Origin of the sequence: Hyphomonas sp. L-53-1-40 (genome assembly GCF_000682775.1) — a bacterium.
Lineage (GTDB): Bacteria > Pseudomonadota > Alphaproteobacteria > Caulobacterales > Hyphomonadaceae > Hyphomonas.
Map to the genome: position 1 here is coordinate 94,110 of NZ_AWFI01000001.1, position 17,327 is coordinate 111,436.

At 58.7% G+C, this 17,327-nt stretch carries 18 protein-coding genes; 5 read left to right on the top strand and 13 right to left on the bottom strand.

Annotated elements, in window-relative coordinates:
• Window positions 1-15: 15 nt before the first annotated feature.
• Window positions 16-966, bottom strand: a complete 951-nt coding sequence (gene miaA, locus L53_RS00415) for a tRNA (adenosine(37)-N6)-dimethylallyltransferase MiaA (protein ID WP_034810527.1) — start codon at window positions 964-966, stop codon at window positions 16-18.
• 77 nt (window positions 967-1,043) lie between these two features.
• Here miaA and serB point away from each other — a divergent pair, with 77 nt between their 5' ends.
• Window positions 1,044-1,940: a phosphoserine phosphatase SerB gene (serB, locus tag L53_RS00420; RefSeq protein ID WP_034811731.1), complete on the top strand. Its 897-nt coding sequence runs from the start codon at window positions 1,044-1,046 to the stop codon at window positions 1,938-1,940.
• A 9-nt stretch (window positions 1,941-1,949) separates the two neighbouring features.
• Here serB and L53_RS00425 read toward each other — a convergent pair whose 3' ends face one another.
• The 4 genes from L53_RS00425 to hflK all read right to left on the bottom strand — a co-directional run bounded on the left by L53_RS00425 (window position 1,950) and on the right by hflK (window position 5,728).
• On the bottom strand, window positions 1,950-3,407 hold the full coding sequence (locus L53_RS00425; RefSeq protein WP_034810529.1) for a Do family serine endopeptidase: 1,458 nt from the start codon (window positions 3,405-3,407) through the stop codon (window positions 1,950-1,952).
• Between the two features lie 81 nt (window positions 3,408-3,488).
• Window positions 3,489-3,686 (bottom strand): DUF2065 domain-containing protein, encoded by a 198-nt coding sequence (locus L53_RS00430; RefSeq protein WP_034810530.1) that lies wholly within the window; start codon window positions 3,684-3,686, stop codon window positions 3,489-3,491.
• A 12-nt stretch (window positions 3,687-3,698) separates the two neighbouring features.
• Window positions 3,699-4,595: a protease modulator HflC gene (gene hflC / locus L53_RS00435; RefSeq protein WP_034810532.1), complete on the bottom strand. Its 897-nt coding sequence runs from the start codon at window positions 4,593-4,595 to the stop codon at window positions 3,699-3,701.
• Window positions 4,595-5,728 (bottom strand): FtsH protease activity modulator HflK, encoded by a 1,134-nt coding sequence (gene hflK, locus L53_RS00440; RefSeq protein ID WP_034810533.1) that lies wholly within the window; start codon window positions 5,726-5,728, stop codon window positions 4,595-4,597. Before hflK ends, hflC begins: the two co-directional genes overlap by 1 nt.
• Before the next feature lie 98 nt (window positions 5,729-5,826).
• On the opposite strand from hflK, the gene L53_RS00445 reads away from it, so the two are divergent.
• Window positions 5,827-7,002 carry an Mrp/NBP35 family ATP-binding protein gene (locus tag L53_RS00445; protein ID WP_034810535.1) on the top strand — a complete coding sequence of 392 codons (1,176 nt, stop codon included), beginning with the start codon at window positions 5,827-5,829 and terminating at the stop codon, window positions 7,000-7,002.
• Here L53_RS00445 and L53_RS00450 read toward each other — a convergent pair.
• The 4 genes from L53_RS00450 to L53_RS00465 form a co-directional block, all read right to left on the bottom strand.
• The gene (locus L53_RS00450) at window positions 6,999-8,093 is read right to left on the bottom strand and encodes a serine hydrolase (RefSeq protein WP_034810537.1); all 1,095 of its coding nucleotides are present in this window, start codon (window positions 8,091-8,093) and stop codon (window positions 6,999-7,001) included. The two genes, L53_RS00445 and L53_RS00450, sit on opposite strands and share 4 nt — an antisense overlap.
• Window positions 8,094-8,196: 103 nt before the next feature.
• Window positions 8,197-9,273, bottom strand: coding sequence for an MBL fold metallo-hydrolase (locus L53_RS00455; protein WP_034810539.1), 1,077 nt, complete (start codon window positions 9,271-9,273; stop codon window positions 8,197-8,199).
• 24 nt (window positions 9,274-9,297) lie between these two features.
• Window positions 9,298-10,206, bottom strand: coding sequence for an SMP-30/gluconolactonase/LRE family protein (locus tag L53_RS00460; protein ID WP_034810541.1), 909 nt, complete (start codon window positions 10,204-10,206; stop codon window positions 9,298-9,300).
• A gap of 69 nt (window positions 10,207-10,275) precedes the next feature.
• Complete coding sequence (locus tag L53_RS00465) at window positions 10,276-10,812, bottom strand: dihydrofolate reductase (RefSeq protein WP_034810543.1); 537 nt, start codon at window positions 10,810-10,812, stop codon at window positions 10,276-10,278.
• A 159-nt stretch (window positions 10,813-10,971) separates the two neighbouring features.
• On the opposite strand from L53_RS00465, the gene L53_RS00470 reads away from it, so the two are divergent.
• Together L53_RS00470 and L53_RS00475 are read left to right on the top strand one after the other, a co-directional pair.
• Window positions 10,972-11,640 (top strand): hypothetical protein, encoded by a 669-nt coding sequence (locus L53_RS00470; protein WP_034810545.1) that lies wholly within the window; start codon window positions 10,972-10,974, stop codon window positions 11,638-11,640.
• Window positions 11,641-11,721: 81 nt separating this feature from the next.
• Window positions 11,722-12,078 carry a carboxymuconolactone decarboxylase family protein gene (locus L53_RS00475; protein WP_034811733.1) on the top strand — a complete coding sequence of 119 codons (357 nt, stop codon included), beginning with the start codon at window positions 11,722-11,724 and terminating at the stop codon, window positions 12,076-12,078.
• Here L53_RS00475 and L53_RS00480 read toward each other — a convergent pair.
• Window positions 12,075-12,869, bottom strand: coding sequence for a thymidylate synthase (locus L53_RS00480; RefSeq protein WP_034810550.1), 795 nt, complete (start codon window positions 12,867-12,869; stop codon window positions 12,075-12,077). The two genes, L53_RS00475 and L53_RS00480, sit on opposite strands and share 4 nt — an antisense overlap.
• Before the next feature lie 226 nt (window positions 12,870-13,095).
• Here L53_RS00480 and L53_RS00485 point away from each other — a divergent pair, with 226 nt between their 5' ends.
• Window positions 13,096-14,637, top strand: coding sequence for a pilus assembly protein (locus L53_RS00485; protein WP_198019694.1), 1,542 nt, complete (start codon window positions 13,096-13,098; stop codon window positions 14,635-14,637).
• On the opposite strand, the gene recF is transcribed toward L53_RS00485, so the two are convergent.
• From recF to dnaN, 3 genes are all read right to left on the bottom strand, one after another.
• Window positions 14,634-15,746 carry a DNA replication/repair protein RecF gene (gene recF / locus L53_RS00490; protein ID WP_034810553.1) on the bottom strand — a complete coding sequence of 371 codons (1,113 nt, stop codon included), beginning with the start codon at window positions 15,744-15,746 and terminating at the stop codon, window positions 14,634-14,636. The genes L53_RS00485 and recF overlap by 4 nt on opposite strands.
• 25 nt (window positions 15,747-15,771) lie before the next feature.
• On the bottom strand, window positions 15,772-16,068 hold the full coding sequence (locus L53_RS00495) for a putative quinol monooxygenase (RefSeq protein ID WP_034811735.1): 297 nt from the start codon (window positions 16,066-16,068) through the stop codon (window positions 15,772-15,774).
• 100 nt (window positions 16,069-16,168) lie between these two features.
• Complete coding sequence (gene dnaN / locus L53_RS00500; RefSeq protein WP_034810555.1) at window positions 16,169-17,290, bottom strand: DNA polymerase III subunit beta; 1,122 nt, start codon at window positions 17,288-17,290, stop codon at window positions 16,169-16,171.
• Between the last annotated feature and the right edge of the window lie 37 nt (window positions 17,291-17,327).

Sequence of the window (17,327 nt, forward strand, 5' to 3'; positions counted from 1 at the left end):
CCTCCAACGTCGGGATTAGGAATAATCTGCCTCAACCGGCCTGTCAATCTCCCTATACAAGGCAAGAATAACCCTCAAACGATCCTCCGGCTCAGGTGAAGGAATGCGCGGCCAGAAGGGAAATTGGCGACCAATCCACGTGAATTGCCGTTTTGCGTAGCGTCTTGTGTCGCGTTTTGCGTTTTCTGCAGCAAATTCTGCCGTTATCTCGCCGCGTGCGAAGGCTGCGAGCCACGGCATTCCATGTGCTTTCATGGCAGGAAGTTCCGGGTCGAGGTCGCGTTTTATCAGTTGGCGGGCTTCTTCCATCGCGCCCTGCATCAGCATGCCTTCAAAGCGGCGGTCGATTTTCTGATAGAGTTTTGCGCGAGGTGGGGTCAGCGCAACGCCCATCCATTCATTCTCCTGCAGGACGGGCGGCTGACGGTTGCGCTGGAAATCGCTTAGCGGTTTGCCGGTGGCCAGATAGACCTCATAGGCGCGTGCGAGGCGCTGGCGGTCACCAGTGCCCAGTCGGTCAGCAACTTCCGGATCGACCGGGGCCAGTCGGGCACGCAGGCCGTCCGCGCCCTCGGCATCGGCAATGGCGCGCACATCGGCGCGGACATCGTCGGGTACGGGGGGAATATTCGACAGGCCTCGCGTCATTGCGAGCAGGTAAAGGCCCGTGCCGCCGACCAGGACAGCGCGCTTGCCGCGAAGTTCAAGGTTGCGAATGGTCGCGCGGACCTCTTCCAGCCATTCGCCAGTGGAATAGCGCTCGGCCGCGTTCACATGGCCGAAGAGGTGGTGCTTCACGCCGTCCATCTCTTCTTCGGTCGGGCGAGCTGAAATCACTTGCAGGTCGCGATAGACCTGCATGGAATCGGCATTGATGACCTCACCGCCCAGACGGCGCGCCACTTCGATGGCGAGCGCGGTCTTGCCGCTGGCCGTGGGTCCGTGAATGAGTATTGCCGGTGTCATCCTTATAGACGTAAGGGCTTGTCAGCGACGAGGAAACCCGTGAAGACGCGGGAATGGTTGAGAAAGCAGTTAATTCCATGATCCTGATCGCCGCCGCCAATGCCCCGGAAGACAATATTGCCTCGCGCCTGGGCATGATCCTCGGAGATCTCGGCATTTCCCAGACCTTGCCTCAGGTAACAGGGCTGGGACAGGTCGGAGATGTCAGCGCAGTGGAGATTCCGCTTGCTCCGATGGATGCCGATTTCCAGCACGCGGCGCTCGTTGCGCTTGAAGCGGAAGAAATGGACGTGGCTCTTGTGCCCGCAGGCAATCGTCGCAAACGGTTGCTGATCTCCGACATGGATTCCACGATTATCGGACAGGAATGCCTCGATGAATTGGCGGATTTCGCTGGTCTGAAAGCGGAGGTGTCCGCGATCACAGAACGTGCCATGCGGGGCGAGCTGGATTTCGAGGGCGCGCTGACAACCCGCGTGGCCATGCTGAAGGGGCTCGACCTCAAAGCGCTGCAAGACGCCTATGATGCGCGCATTTCGCTGAATACCGGCGCGAAGACACTGGTGAAGACGATGAAGGCGCAAGGCGCGATGACCGTGCTGGTCTCCGGCGGGTTCACCTTCTTCACGGGCCGGGTCGCCGATGAAGCCGGGTTTGCTGCCCACCGCGGCAATACGCTGATCGATGATGGTGCAGTGCTGACCGGGGAGGTGGGCATGCCGATCCTGGGACGCGAAGCGAAACTCTTGGCGCTGGATGAGTTTTCAGCGGAAGCGCGCCTCAGCCGGGCAGATTCACTTGCACTCGGCGATGGGGCGAATGATCTTGCCATGATCAAGGCGGCGGGCCTCGGAATTGCCTACAAAGCCAAGCCCATTGTCGCGGCTGAAGCGCATGCTGCGATCAATCATACCGATTTGCACACAGCGCTATTCTTCCAAGGCTATCACGCCGACGAATTCGTCACTGAATAGACTGTCGGATCAGGAATTGGTCAGGTCGACCGAGATGAATTGATCGAACCAGCCCGCTTCGCCACGACGCTTCACGCGCAGCAATAGTGGTTGGCGCGGTGTGGTCATCGCGGCTTCGACCTTGCTGATCGTGTCGGTAACGGTGGTGACGCGTTCAAAATTCACTTCAACCAAGACGTCGCCGCGTTGGAGCTTTCCAAAGGAGCGCCCACGCGCAGAGACCGTTGTAACCACAACGCCGTCAACATCCTTGGGTATGCCATAGCGGCGGCGGATATCATCGTCGAGGCTGGTCAGTTCTGCGCCGAGATCGTTGGAACTCGCCGGCGCATCCAGCGTGGCATCGGCGGCGGGCGTATCGGCCTCGTCTTCCAGTTCACCGAGCGTGACATTGACGGTGCGCCCCTTTCCATCTCGCACAATCGCGATGGGAACGGTGCGGCCGATCTCGGTATCGGAAATCAGGCGTGTCAGTTCGCGAACACTGGTCACGGTCTGGCCATCGAAGCGCAGAACCAAGTCGCCCACTTCCATATCGGATTTTGCCGCCGGTCCTTCATCGGAAATGCGGGTGATGATTACGCCGCCTTTTCCTGTCGCCTTGTACGCGCGCACGAGTGCTTCATCCGCATCCTGTACGTTGACGCCCAGCCAGGCGCGACGCACGCGGCCTTCCGTGATGAGTTGGTCGGAAATGCGTTTGACGAGGTTTGCCGGCACGGAGAAACCGATGCCGACCGAGCCGCCCGTAGGGGAGATGATCGCGGTGTTCACGCCGACGACTTCGCCGCCGAGATTGAACAAGGGTCCGCCGGAATTGCCGCGGTTGATGGCGGCATCGGTCTGAATGAAGTCATCTGAGCGACCGGCATTCAGGTCGCGATTGCGCGCCGAGATAATGCCAGCCGAGACAGAGCCGCCAAAGCCGAACGGGTTGCCGATGGCGATGACCCAGTCACCAACTTCCGCCTTGTCGCTGTCAGCCAGGTCCACATAGGGCAGCGGCGCGGAAGACTTAACCTTGAGGACGGCAAGATCAGTGTCGCGATCACGGCCGACGAGTTCCGCCTTCAGGACGCGGCCATTCGAGAAATTGACGTCGATCTCGTCGGCATTTTCGATGACGTGATTATTGGTGATGATGATGCCGTCAGCCGAGATGACAAAGCCGGAGCCGAGTGAACCTTCGCGCCGGAAACCGTCTTCATCCCGACCGAAGAACTCGTTGAAGCGCTCCATCGGAGAGCCTTCCGGAAAGGTCGGCATACCGTCTGGTGCAATGGTCTGAGACGTCGAAATATTGACCACGGCTGGCATCAGGCGCTTGGACAAGTCACGGAAGCTTTGCGGCTGGACCTTCTGATCAATTCCATCGACTGCCCTCGACAGGCTGTCCTGAGCATGGGCAGGCAGAACGGCAGATGCCGAACTCATCAGGAACAGGGCAGCAAGGGCCGGGATACGCATAGGCCGCTGAGCCTCCTTTCGAAGCACAATATACACTAATGTCCGTAAACTATGGCGCTTTGCAGGCGTCTTGCAACAGCTTCAACAGAACCGAACTGCAATGACGATGAAGATTGCGCCGATTGCCGCGGACCCGATTCCGGCAAGCGCAATTTCGCGTCCCGGCATACGCGCAAGAAACTCTGCCATACGCCGCATGAATTCGGGGGCGACCGCATAGATCGCCCCCTCAATGAATAGCCACATGCCGATCCCGATCAGGATCAGTTGTATGGACATGCCAAACCCGTCCTAGCGAGAGCCGCCATTGGCGCGTGCGCGATTGATGAACTCATCACACAAGCCCAGGGAGTCCGGCGCCACGACAATGCGTGTGCCTTCCTGAATGGAATTTTCACACGCGATGAGCGCACGCTGGAAGCGGAAGAATTCCGGGTCCTTGTTATAGGCATTGGCGTAGATCTCGGTGGAGCGGGCATCGCCTTCACCGCGAATTACTTCTGACTGTTCCCGGGCCTGGGCCTCAAGAACCGTCTTTTCACGTTCGGCTTGCGCGCGGATCAGACGGGCGCGTTCTTCACCTTCGGCACGGATGCGCTCGGCTTCCTGCTTACGGGCTGTTTGCATCCGGCTGTAGACCCCGTCCGCCACTTCGCGCGGCAGGTCTGCCTGACGAATGCGTACATCGATGATCGAAATCCCGGCATCTGCCAGTTCATTGGCAACCTTCTCGCGGATATTCTCCATCAGTTCGGACCGTTGGCCTGAAATGATCTCAGGAACTGGCACATCGCCCATGACTTCCCGAATGGACGCCTTGGTCACATCGTTCAGCTGGTTGGCGGCGCCCGGAATGGTCCGGAGGCTTTGATAGAATTGCAGCGGGTCGCTGATGCGCCAGCGTACGAACGCATCCACAGCAAGGCGACGCTGGTCGGATGCGAGAACCTGAATGTTCTCGATGTCGAGTCCCAGATTCTTGCGGTCGAGTTTTTCAACCGTCTGGATGACCGGAATCTTGAAATAAAGACCGGCTTCATCCGTACCCGGCGCGTTGATCACCGCACGTGGTTCACCAACTTGCAGGATCAGAGCCTGCTCGTCCTGGCGAACCACATAGAAAGAATTGAAGATAGCGACCAGTACGATCGCGACGATGGCAAGGGCAAACCAGCTCAAATTACGCATCAGTTCTGTCCTCCGCGGTTGGCAGGCTGCACCCGGTCGAGCGGCAGATAGGGAACCGCGCCGGAATTGCTATCGAGAATGGTCTTGTCAGTGCGTTCAAGCACGCGCTCCATGGTTTCGAGATACATACGCTCCCGCGTGACGCGTGGCGCCTTGCGGTACTCCTCATAGATTTGCTCAAAGCGGGACGCTTCACCTTGGGCGTCGGCGACGATCTGGTCACGATACCCTTCAGCTTCCTGCAGCAATCTCTGGGCCGTACCACGTGCCTGAGGCACGATCTGGTTGGCGTACTGGGTGGCCCGGTTGATATTGGTTTCGGCGTCTTGTTCGGCGACGTTCACATCATTGAAGGCCTCGATGACCTGCTGAGGCGGGTCGGCCTTGTCGATCTGAATACTAACGATCTGGATGCCTGCGCGATAATCGTTCAGCAGGGTCTGGACCTGGTTGGCCACTTCCGTCTGAACAACATCACGTTCGGTCGTGATGACACTTTGAAGGCGCGTTTTGCCGACAACTTCGCGCATCACGGACTCTGCCACCATTTCGACAGCGATGTCGGGCTGTTTCACATTCAGGATGTAATCCTGTGGTGCTTCAGGTTTCACGCGCCAGAAGACGGAGAACTGAATGTCGACGATGTTTTCATCTTCGGTCAGCATCAGGCTCTCGTCCATGGTCTGGCCGATCTGAGTTTTGCGGCGGGCTTCGACCTCGACCAGTTCATGCTCCTCGAAGGGTGCAGGCAGGTGGAAGTGGAGGCCGGGGCCAAAATTGGTCTGCCATTTGCCGAAGCGGAAGACGGAGGCCTGTTGGCCCGGATCGACCATCACGACACTGGTGGACAGCCAGGCAAGCAGGGCGATACCTGCGATGACCAGAAAGCCGAGCGGACCGAAATTGGTTCCGCCGCTGCCGCCGCCGCCGCCGCGTTTGCGACCACCGCCACCGCCGCGCTGCCGGAAACGTTCCTGCATGCGCCGCATCTGGTCTTCGAGGTCATTGCCCCCATTGCCGCCCGAGCCGCCGGGACGGTTCCAAGGAGAGCCGCCATCCTTGCCGCCTCCATTGTCATTTCCGCCCTCGCCGCCCCAAGGGCCGCTGGATTTAGTTTTGTCATCCCAGGGCATGAGCCCTCCCTGTATTGCTATGCATGGGTTCTATATAGGCGCTTTGGTGATAAGTGCATGCCTGTTTGCAGGCATCAAGAGCAGCGGAGTCGCAGATTTTGTTCGGATCCAGGGATAAATCACGCCGAAAACTCGAAGAAAAGATCATCGAAGCCCTCGATCGGCCCGATTGGCTCGAATCGGTTTCAGTGGGTGAAGACGGTCGCGCGGTGCTTGTGATCGAGGCGGACCCCTCCGCGCCAGAGGCCGCTGAGGCCCGCCGGATCGAGGCTGAAGGCAAGGTGGAACTGGTTTCCGGGGTCAAATCCGTGAGCAGCGTTCTGACCGCCGAACGCGCCGCGGCCGCTCCGGCTAAGGAGGTTCATCTGTCTCATACGCCCGCCTCAAAACGGGTGCGCAAGGGTGCCCGCCTATCGGATGAGGCGATGCAGCAAGGAAATGTTCCGGCCAGCACACCGAAGTCCTCAATCCCCGGTATTTCCCGGATTCTAGTCGTGGCGAGCGCCAAGGGCGGCGTCGGCAAGTCTACCGTCTCGGTCAATCTGGCTGCGGCGATGGCAAAAGCTGGCATGAAGGTCGGCCTGATGGATGCCGATATCTATGGCCCCTCTATCCCGACCATGCTGGGGACAGTGTCGGCAGAGCCGGTGACATCCAAGGATACGGGCAAACTGCAACCTGTCGAAGCCTTCGGCATGAAGACGCTGTCGATCGGATATTTGTCCGATCCGGACTCGCCGATGATCTGGCGTGGGCCCATTGTCATGTCAGCAATCACACAGATGTTGAATGATGCGGAATGGGGCACCGCTTATGATCCACTGGACGTGCTGATCATCGATACGCCCCCCGGAACAGGTGATGCACAGCTGACGATAGCCCAGCGCGTGCCGGTAACGGCGGCGTTGATCGTCACTACGCCCCAGGAAGTCGCGCTGGCCGATGTGCGCCGCGGCGCGGCCATGTTTGCGAAGACGGAAGTTCCGGTGCTCGGTATTGTCGAGACGATGAGCTGGTTCGAAGATCCGGCAGGCCAACGTCATTATCTGATGGGGCAGGGAGGTGGTGCGGCCACGGCGAACGCCCTTGGGCTGCCATTACTGGCTGAGCTTCCGATGCTGCAAGCGATCCGCGAAGGCGGCGACGCTGGTAAGCCCGCGGCATTGTCGGATGAAATGACGGGCCAGCTCTTTCATGAACTGGCCCGCCGTGTGGCGATCGAACTGGATGGTCTCCAGTCTAAGCCTGCGCCTGAAATCGTGTTCGAGGATTAGGTCGGCTCACCGAAACATTCTTCAGAGAGCCTGCTCGCTATGGTCAACAGGTTCTCGTAGCCGACCGTATTGTTGTTGAGGACGACGATGACACCGTCTTGTTCCGGAATGAGTAAAATAAGGCTGAGGTAGCCGATCAGACGTCCATTATAGAAGATGACCTCGGTCGGTTCTCCGCCGCCAATGGTCATTTCAGTCACTGTCCAGGCCATTGGCCCCTCCGGATTGAAGGCTTCCTTTTCGCCCGCTTCGGAGAAGACCTCTCCGGCGATGATGGCCTGTCCCCATGCAAACAGATCATCAATGGTTGAGTACATTGAGGCGGTTCCACGGAATAAGGCGGGGTTGGTGATCGGGATGATCTCGTAGCCGCCATCATCGGAGTGTAAATAGTTTGCCGCCAGACCACTGACGTCCTGATAGATCTGCCCGGTATCGGCGAGGCCGAGCGGATCGAGAATCTGTGACCGCAAATAGTCTTCGTACCCGCCACCCGCATGGCGGTCGATGATGCGCGCCAGCAGGTAATAATTCACGTTCGAATAGAGATAGTCGCTGCCAGGCTGGAATTTCAGCTCCAGCGCCTGAAGGGTGTCCAGAAAGGATTCCTCGGTGAAGGATCGCTTCACCTCATTGTCGAACCAACCGGGAATGTCGACATAGTGCGGAATGCCGGACCTGTTCTGGAGCAGGTGGCGCAGGGTGACGTCCTGCGCATAGGACACATCGAAGTCGGGCAGGAGTTCTTCCAGCGACTGGTCCAGATTGAGCTTTCCGTCATCCACCAGTCTCAGGACAAGGGCCGCGGTAAAGCTCTTGGTCATCGAAGCAATGGGGTAACGGGTCTCGGGAGTAACCGCCTCCACCTCTTCGATCCGTGACGCATTCACGGCCTGGCGCAGGATGATGTTCCCTTTCTTGCCAACAAGAATGGTGCCGGAGAACTCAAACTGCTCCAGAATTTCGACGATTTCCTGGGGGGGCTCGGCGATGGCCTCTATCGCTGGCGTGTCGTTGGAAGCGGCTTGTTTCGCTGCGCATCCAATGGTGAGGAGTGTAAATAGCAGGGCTGCGATAGCTGCGTAGTTCATATTTGTTCCAAATCTTCAAGTGCGTCGATCCAGCGGCGCTGGCTGGCATTGGATATAGGGAAGCTGAAAGTGTTTTCAGAACAGGACTGGGGAGAAACGGGAGTTAGTCCAGCCGATGCCGCACGATCCTTTCCGAACCCGCGGGTAGTTCAAACGCCATACCGTCTTCGCCCATTACTATGGGACCATCATATGCCTGACCCGTTCCCTTCAGGAATGCCGGGTATAGAATACGGCTCGGTACCGCCGGGACGATATGGCTGAAGACCAGCATGCGTGCACCTGCTTCGCTGGAGACTTCTGCGCCCTCGACCGGCGTCGTGTGGTAATCGAGGATATCGTTCATGATAGCCGCGACGCGGGCCTGTCCGTTCGCATCTAGCTGGTCGCGGATTTCGCTGACCATGTCGGCATTCAACGCTTCGTGGACGAGGATGTCTGTATCCCGCGCCAAGGCAACCATGCGTGGATCCCTGACCGTATCTCCGGAAATCGTTGCAGATCGGTCCTTATAGTCGAACCGGTAGGCTACAGCCGGTTCTATTGGGTCATGATCGACTGACACCGCAGTAACGCTCAGGCCATTGCGGTCATACACTTTGCCAGCTGTGCTCGCAGGCGTGAATGGAACAGCATCTGCGCCTTGTCCGGATGGGGACAGGATGTCCGCTCCGTGATGGGCGACACGATAGGTAGAATCCAGAGCATAAGCAGCGTCGAAGCCAGCGATGACCTGATCGACGCCATCTGGACCGTAAATGGGCAAGGGTGCCTGTGCACCGCCAGCTGCCCAGTGTTGCAGCATCACCTCGCCAAGCCCATCAATGTGATCGGAATGGAAATGGGTCAGGAACACCGCTTCCACATTGGCCCACGGCAGCCGCAACTCCCCGAATCTTCGGCCTGATCCCGCCCCAGCATCGATGATGAACACACGATCACCCGCCGCGACGACCGTCATGGGTCCCACACGCCCCGGATCGGGCAGGGGAGATCCCGTCCCGACAAGTATAACGGTCAGTCCATCAGGTGCGTCCGCAAGTGCATTTTGCCCCAAGGTCGATTTGACCGCAGCTTTGAATGCAAACTCGCCAATTTGTACGCCGAACAAGCTGCGTGCGCCAATCACGGCGAGCGCCAGGACTGTCGCGGCGATCAGAATGATTTTGAGAACTCTCACCGCTTATCCTCCCAAAGGTGCAGACTAGGCGTTGAAGTTCAGTTTCAGGCCCGGCTCCGGCCACCGGCATTTGGCAAGCTGTCCCGTGCTCGACAGGGTGATGTAGGCATCCTGCATGTCGTCGCCGCCAAAGGCGATATTGGTGACGATCAGGTCGGGGAAAGCCGTGTGGTGGAAATCACCGCCCGGCGTGATCGTTGTGATGCCGCCATTCAGAATGGTTGCAACACAGACATTGCCCGCCGCCGTCATGGCCAGGCTGTCGAAATACTGCAGGCCCGGCATGGTGGCGACGACCCGGCCGCCATTGAAAGGGGAGGCGGGTTTGATGACGCCCGGGCTCTCAAGATCAAACGCCCACATGCGTCCGGTCATGGTGTCCGCCATGAAGACAGTCTGCTCATCGGGAGCAAGGCCGACACCGTTCGGACTACTATAGTGGAAGTCCAGTTCGTTGGCCTCACTTGCGCCATTGGCGAGGAAAAAGAGCCCACCGAAATCGCGGTGGCGCGAGTAGGTTTTGCCATGATCGGTGAAGTAGAGATTGCCTGCCTTGTCGAAGACGAGATCGTTCGGGCCTTTCAGCGGATGGCCGTTGACCGTGTCCAGTACTCGCTCAATTTTGCCTGTAGAGAGATCGACCCGCTCGATGCGGCCACCATCATAATCGTCCGGACAGTTTCCGGGGATCAGTAATCCGTCCATGTTGGTATAGATGAAGCCGCCATTGTTGCAGACCCAGAGGGCACCGTCCGGGCCGATGGCCAAGCCATTGGGGCCGCCACCTGGCGTCGCGATCACTTCTGTCTTGCCGTCGCCCCAGCAGCGCGTGATGCATTTCTTTTCAATTTCGACAACAATGATGCTGCCATCGGCCATGACGACCGGGCCTTCCGGAAAGCGGAGTCCGCTTGTGATGATCTCGAATTCCATGTGGCTGTTTCCTCCTCGCCCTTTTTGGAAGGAGGTTAGGCGTCGCGATGGGGAAGGACAACGCGTATCCTAGGGGGAAGTGAACGTGCTGATCCGGTCAAGCTGGCGGATGGCGAAGGCGAAATCATTGCCTTCGCCGGCCTCGAACTGCTCTGCGCCGGTTTCTTTCCACTGGTTCGCGTCGAGTTCCGGGAAGTAAGCGTCTCCATCCGGCGCGGCATCGACTTCCGTAAGATAGAGACGGTCTGCGATGGGCAGGGCCAATTTGTAAATGGCTTCGCCACCGATCACGAAAACCTTGTCGGCGCCAGTTCTGGCGGCCACAGCGCGGGCCGAGTTGGTTGCCGCCGCAAAGCTTGAATAGACGCGGGCGCCTTCGGCATTGTAGGCCCAGTCGCGGGTCATCACGATGTTCTCGCGGCCTTTGAGCGGGCGCACCGGCAAACTTTCCCAGGTCTTTCGGCCCATGATGATTGGGCACCCAAGCGTCGCTTTCTTGAAGAATGCGAGGTCACTTTTCAGGCGCCAGGGCAGATCACCTCCTGAACCAATCACATTGTTGCTGGCCCTGGCGGCAATCAGGCAAAGTTTTACATGTGCCGACATAGTGACCGGTTCCAATCTACTTGCATCCAATTTCGCGCGCGGCCCTTGTGACCAGAAGCGTCTGCGTGAATACATGCAGAGCCGAGTTTGTATGGTGAATGCAACCTTCTTTCATCAGTTTTCACAAGCCCAAAGACAGTTCCGTGGGGGATAATCAGAATGAAATCGATTGTAGCGATTCTGACCAATGGAAACCCGGAACAAATCGGACTGGCAATTCCTGCTCTTCTGTTGTCGTTCTTGGCAATTTGGCTGCTCAGAGGGCGCGGATGGGCGCTCATTTATGTCGCACTCATTCCCTTTTTGAACTGGTCGTTCGGGATCATCCCGGAGTTTCAGATTCTTGCCCCGACAGGCACCGGACTGACCGCTCAAGGCGTGTCTCTCCATCCGATGACAATGGTAACTGGAATGGTGTTCGTGGTCCGCGATTTCGTGCAACGCGAAATGGGCCACCGGGTGTTGCTTGTGATGGCCATGGCGATCGCCTGGTCGTTTTACTATGCGTGGCCCGTGATTGCGCTGGCCAGCGGCATCGCATTTGCCATTTCCGAGGGGGTGGATTGGCTGATGTTCACCTTCACCAAATATCGGCTATCGACCCGGATTCTGCTCTCCAGCGCGCTGGCAGCGCCGGTCGATACGACTGTGTTCCTGTATGGCGCTGATCTCGCCAAGCAGATGGAACTTGGCATGGACCCCGGAAACTCGCTGCATGTGTGGAACTGGATCGTGTTCGTGATCGGCAAGATGGTCGGCGCGGTTATCGTTTCGGCAGTCATTCGGCGGCGGGAGAACCTCGGACTCGTGGATCCAGCAGCCGCCTGACTGTACTATCCGGGAATACCCATATTGCTGATGCTATAGAAATATGCATATTTGCGCAAATATGCAAATAAGGAATCGATCATGGCGGACGGCAAGAAGGACTATGGCGCGATAACGGGCGCGATCAGCGAGGGAATATCCGGGCTTCGCGGCACCGGGGCCAAGGAAACGCTGACGCAGTTCAATGCGATGGCCAAAGCCGCTCTGGCGGATGGCGCGCTCGATACGAAGACCAAGGAACTGATCGCGCTCGCCATCGGCGTGGCCAAGCAGTGCGATGGGTGTATCGGCTTTCACACCAAGGCGCTTAAGAGGCTGGGCGCGACCGACGAGGAAGTGGCCGAGGCGCTCGGCATGACTGTTTACATGGGCGGTGGCCCAAGCCTGATGTATGCGGGCGATGCCTGGACGGCTTGGCAGAGCCTCAATGATTCCTAGACGGCCACTGGCGCCTTGATGTGAGCGTGCGGTTCGTAGCCTTCGACCGTGAAGTCTGAATACTCCCAGCCGAACAGGTCGGTCTTGTCGGGATTCAGGATCATGCGGGGCAGGGTACGCGGCTCACGGGTCAGCTGGAGCCGGGTCTGCTCCATATGGTTCAGGTAGAGGTGCGCATCGCCGAATGTGTGGACGAACTCGCCAGCTTCCAGCCCGGTCGCGCGCGCCATCATCAGGGTGAGTAGCGCATAGGATGCGATGTTGAACGGTACGCCGAGGAAGACATCGGCCGAGCGCTGGTAGAGCTGGCAGTTCAGCTTGCCGTCCATGACATTGAACTGGAACAGGCAGTGACAAGGGGGCAGGGCCATGTCGTTCACATCGGCCGGGTTCCAGGCTGACACGATCAGGCGGCGGGAATTGGGATTGGTGCGGATTTCGTCCAGCACCCACTGGATCTGATCAATCACCCGGCCGTCCGGCGCGGCCCAACTGCGCCACTGCTTGCCATAGACCGGGCCAAGGTCGCCGTTTTCATCGGCCCATTCATCCCAGATCGAAACGCCGTTTTCCTTCAGATAGGCAATGTTCGTATCGCCCTTCAAAAACCAGAGCAGTTCGATGATGATCGAGCGCAAATGCAGCTTTTTCGTCGTTACCATCGGGAAGCCATCGGCGAGGTCAAAACGCATCTGACGACCGAATACAGCGCGCGTGCCTGTACCAGTGCGATCCCCGCGTTCATGGCCATTGTCCAAAATGTCCTGCAGGAGATTGAGATATTGCTGCATGTGGGCCTCGGTCGGGAATCGATTTTCAGAGTCCAAGATACCACGGAAACAGGCTGTGTAGGCAAGGCCCGACAGTGGGTTTTGCCTAGATGATCCGGGCTCAATCAGGGTAAATGCCGTCTTTCCCCACTGCGCCAATTTTGAGGGCATATCTGAAGACGCAGGAAATCAGTCTGAGCGAAACTCAGGATTTGCAGACAGGTGCTGATGATCGATGGGGCAAGTGATGGATATGTATCCTGCAAACAGGCAATCGCACTCACTCGCGCGCGATGATCGCGGCAATCTCACTGTGCTCACTGCGTTCATTCTGGCCTCCATGGTGGCGCTGGTTGGTTTGGCTGTCGATCTCGAGTTTATCTTCAGGCAACAGGCGCGCGTTCAATATGCGATGGACTCGGCGGTGCTGGCTGGGGCGTTGTCGCGCCAGGCGGGCGCGACAGATGAGGAAGTGACCGCAGACATTCGCGAATACATGAGCCCGCTGATTGCGAGCGCTGGCGGCGGTATGACATGTACACCCGTCACTGTGGTCTTCACCGATGACAGCGAAGACATTCTCGGGAAAATGAATTGCACCCAGCCGACCTTCATTTCCAACATCATGGGAAATGACGACATGAGCTTCAACGTCGCTTCGACCTCGACCTTCTCGGTCGGAAAGATCGATGTCTCGTTTGTGTTCGACGTATCGGGCTCCATGAACAGCAACAATCGGCTAACCCTGTTGAAAGAGGCTGCGGTCATCGCGTTTGATGAATTGCTGCCAGATGATCAGGTGCGGGATGGCACGGTCAGGCTGGGCATTGTGACCTACAATAATGCGGTCAATGCGGGGGCTTATTTTGATGAGGTGACGCGCGCGGTCACCATTCCGGCCGACACTTCCAACAGCAATGGGTTGAGCAATTACAATTCCTACAATAGCGCGCGGATGTATGACGACGCGACCGGCAAGCGTTTCATGTACTACGAAAACGGCACGTGCACCGAAAGCGATCCGGATGAGTGTGACCAGCATGGTGACTATGACTGGGACGTTGCCCGATGGTTCTGGGAAGACTCGTCAGCCACCGACACGTGTGTGTACGAGCGCACAGGCACCTATGCTGATAGCGATGCAGCGCCGGGCAGCTTCGCCTGGATCGGGGCAGGCAATCCACGCTGGAACTTCTATGATAGCGATCGCGACAAGTATCGCGGCGAAAACGAGATCGAAAATGGCGGCGCAAATGGCTCTACCGGCGCACTCGATTTCTACCATGCGACGTGCCGCGCCACCGGGCCGGTCCCATTGACCGAAGACAAGGCAGCGCTGACGGCCCATGTGAACAGCATGACGGCGAATGGCGGCACCGCCGGACATCTGGGAGTGGCGTGGGGGTGGTACCTGCTGTCGCCGAACTGGCAGAATGTCTGGCCGGAGACGGCCAAGCCCTGGGACTATGACGAGGTCAATGTGACCAAGGCCGTGATCCTGATGACAGATGGCGATTTCAACACAAACCATCCCAGCGCCAGCAAGAACTCCTTCAGGCAGGCCATGGATTTATGCGACGCCATGAAGGCCGAGCCGTCCAAGGTCCAGATTTACACGGTCGGTTTTCAGGTGCCATCCTATGTGCAGACCACGTCTGATGGGCAAACCATTATGGAATATTGCGCGACAAGCCCGTCTTATGCTTTTGATGCGTCGAGTGGGGACGAGTTGAAGGAAGTCTATCGCGAGATCGCCCAGTCGATTTCAGATCTGCGCATCAAGAGCTAGGTTTCAGGGACTACCATTCCGTCATCTACGCGCACGGTTTGCGCCCGGCCCCCAAATGCTTCGAACAGGAAGGCTTCGGTGCCGGTCAGCCAGGCTTGCCCTCCCAGCGCTGCCAGCTCATCAAACAGTGCGGCGCGCCTGTCGGCATCAAGGTGGGCGGCTGCCTCGTCCAACAGCAGCAGGGGAGAGGGGCCATCGCCGCCAGCGCGGAGCGCCGCAGCCGATGCTAGGATCAAGCCGATGAGCAGGGCCTTCTGCTGGCCGGTCGAGGCGTCCTTGGCGGGCGCACCGGTTGGCCGGTGAATGACCGTCAGGTCTGAGCGATGCGGACCATCAATGGTGCGTCCGGCGGCGATATCGCGGCGACGGGTCGTTCGGAAGGTTTCGGTCAGCGCTTCGAAGATCGTCTTGAAGTCATCACCGCGAATGGCGGCCTGTTCGGCTTTGCCCTCCAGTGCCAGGTCAGCCTTCGGGAAATAGCCTTCGGGTCTTGCATCAATCGCCACCTGCAGGGATTCCAGCACATGGGCGCGGTTGATGGCCATTTCTGCTCCGGACTCCGCCATGCGGGCCTCGATGGCATCGGCCCAGGCCGGATCCACATGACCGCGTTCCAGCAGGGCATTGCGTTCGCGCATCGCTTTCTCATAACGGCCCGCAGCGGTGCCATGGGTTGGCATATGCGCCATGACCTGACGGTCAAAGAAGCGCCGTCGGTCGGACGTGCTGCCACGAAACACACCGTCCATTGTGGGCGTTAGCCAGACGATGCGCACAAGATCTGCGAGGTCGGATGCGGTCGCTGGCGCGCCATCAATACGTACGGTACGCTTCGTACTGGGGCCGGTATCGACACCGACCCCAATCCGCTGGTCGTTTGCCAGTGCGGCGGAAACGGCCCAGCCGCCCGGCGCGTCTTTCCGTATCATTTCCGGCAGAGTGGCTGAACGCAGACCTCGGCCCGGCCCCAACTGGCTGACGGCTTCCAACAGGTTCGTCTTGCCTGCGCCATTCGACCCATAGAGACAGACATGTCGGCCATCGAGTGGCAAGCTGAGCGACTCGTAGTTGCGAAAATCAGTCAGAGTCAGGCGGGTCAGGGCGGTCATTCAGGCTGTATGGAGGGGCCAGAGGTCAGGAGTCGAGACCATGGCCGCCTTCGGGCCGGGTCTCTGCAATGCGTTCCATGCCAGCGATCATTGGGCGGCCCTTGACGATGGCACCCTGTACACTTGGCATCGTCAGGCTCGCCGTGTGGCTTTCCTGACTGTCCCAGGCTTCGGTTATCCAGATGGCATTCGCGTCTGTCGGATCGCTGGCCACGATATAGCTGAGGCAGCCGGGCATGCCCGAGACGCCATCAATCAGGATCCGCATCAGCGCGTCGCGGTTGCCATCCGTTGCCGTGAACTTTCCGATGAGGCCGTACATGCTTGTCTCCTTCCGGGTCTGGATGCCACAGGCCGCCAAGCCGGTCGCTGCTGTTGCGCTGGCAAGAAGGGTCCGGCGGTCCAGCGGCTCCACAGGCAAACTACACCCGCAGCGGCATCAGCACATAACGCGCGCTGTCGTCTGATGGGTCCAGCACGAGCGCAGGCGACGCAGGATCGCTGAACATGAACTCGGCTTCGACAGCCTCGATCTGGCCGGCAATGTCGAGCAGGTATTTCGCGTTGAATCCGATTTCCATCGCTTCGGAGCCATACTCGGCTTCGAGTTCTTCATTGCCGACACCCGTCTCAGCGTGATTGACGGCCAGCACCAGCTTGCCGTCAGACAGGGACATTTTTACCGAGCGTGAGCGCTCGGCCGACACGGTCGAAACGCGGTCGACGGCAGCTTCGAAGGCTTTGTTGTCGATGGTGAGCTTCCGGTCATTTCCTTTAGGGATCACGCGGCCGTAATCGGGGAAGGAGCCGTCGATCAGCTTGGACGTCAGGACAGCGCGGCCTGCACGGACAACGATCTTGGTGTCTGACACTTCAATCTCGATATCTTCGTCGACTGCATCCACCAGGCGGCGCGCTTCGGCGACAGCCTTACGGGGCACGATGATACCTTCCAGATCTTCCGAGCCAGCCGGCGCGGGCAGCTCTGCCAAGGCAAGACGATGACCGTCTGTGGCAACGGTGCGGAGCACAGCCGTACCGTCTTCGGTCTTGGCTCCGTGAAGATAAACGCCGTTTAGATAGTAGCGGGTTTCTTCAGTGGAGATCGCGAAGCGGGTCTTGTCGATCAAACGGGCGAATTCCTTGGCGCCAAGTGAGAACTTGGTCGGCGTGTCGTCAGAGCTCATGGTCTGGAAGTCGGATGCTGGCAGGGTCGGCAGCTCAAAGTGAGAGCGGCCTGCGGTGATCGCGAGGCGCTGGCCTTCGGGTTGGACTTCCAGTTCGACTTCGGAGCCAGCAGGCAGTTTGCGGACAACATCAAACAGCGTTCCGGCCGGCGCAGTGACTGCGCCTTCGCGCGTGACGGTTGCATCCGCGCTGTCTACGGCCTCGATGTCGAGATCGGTCGCAGTGAGTTTCAACTCGCCATTGCTTGCCTGAAGCAAGACATTGGAGAGGATCGGAATTGTGTTCCGGCGCTCCACCACATTCTGCACGTGAGAGAGTGCGTTCAGCAGGTCGCCGCGTTCAATCGTCAGTTTCATCGTCCGTTCCGTTCATCGGGGGGCCTTCGAAAAAGGC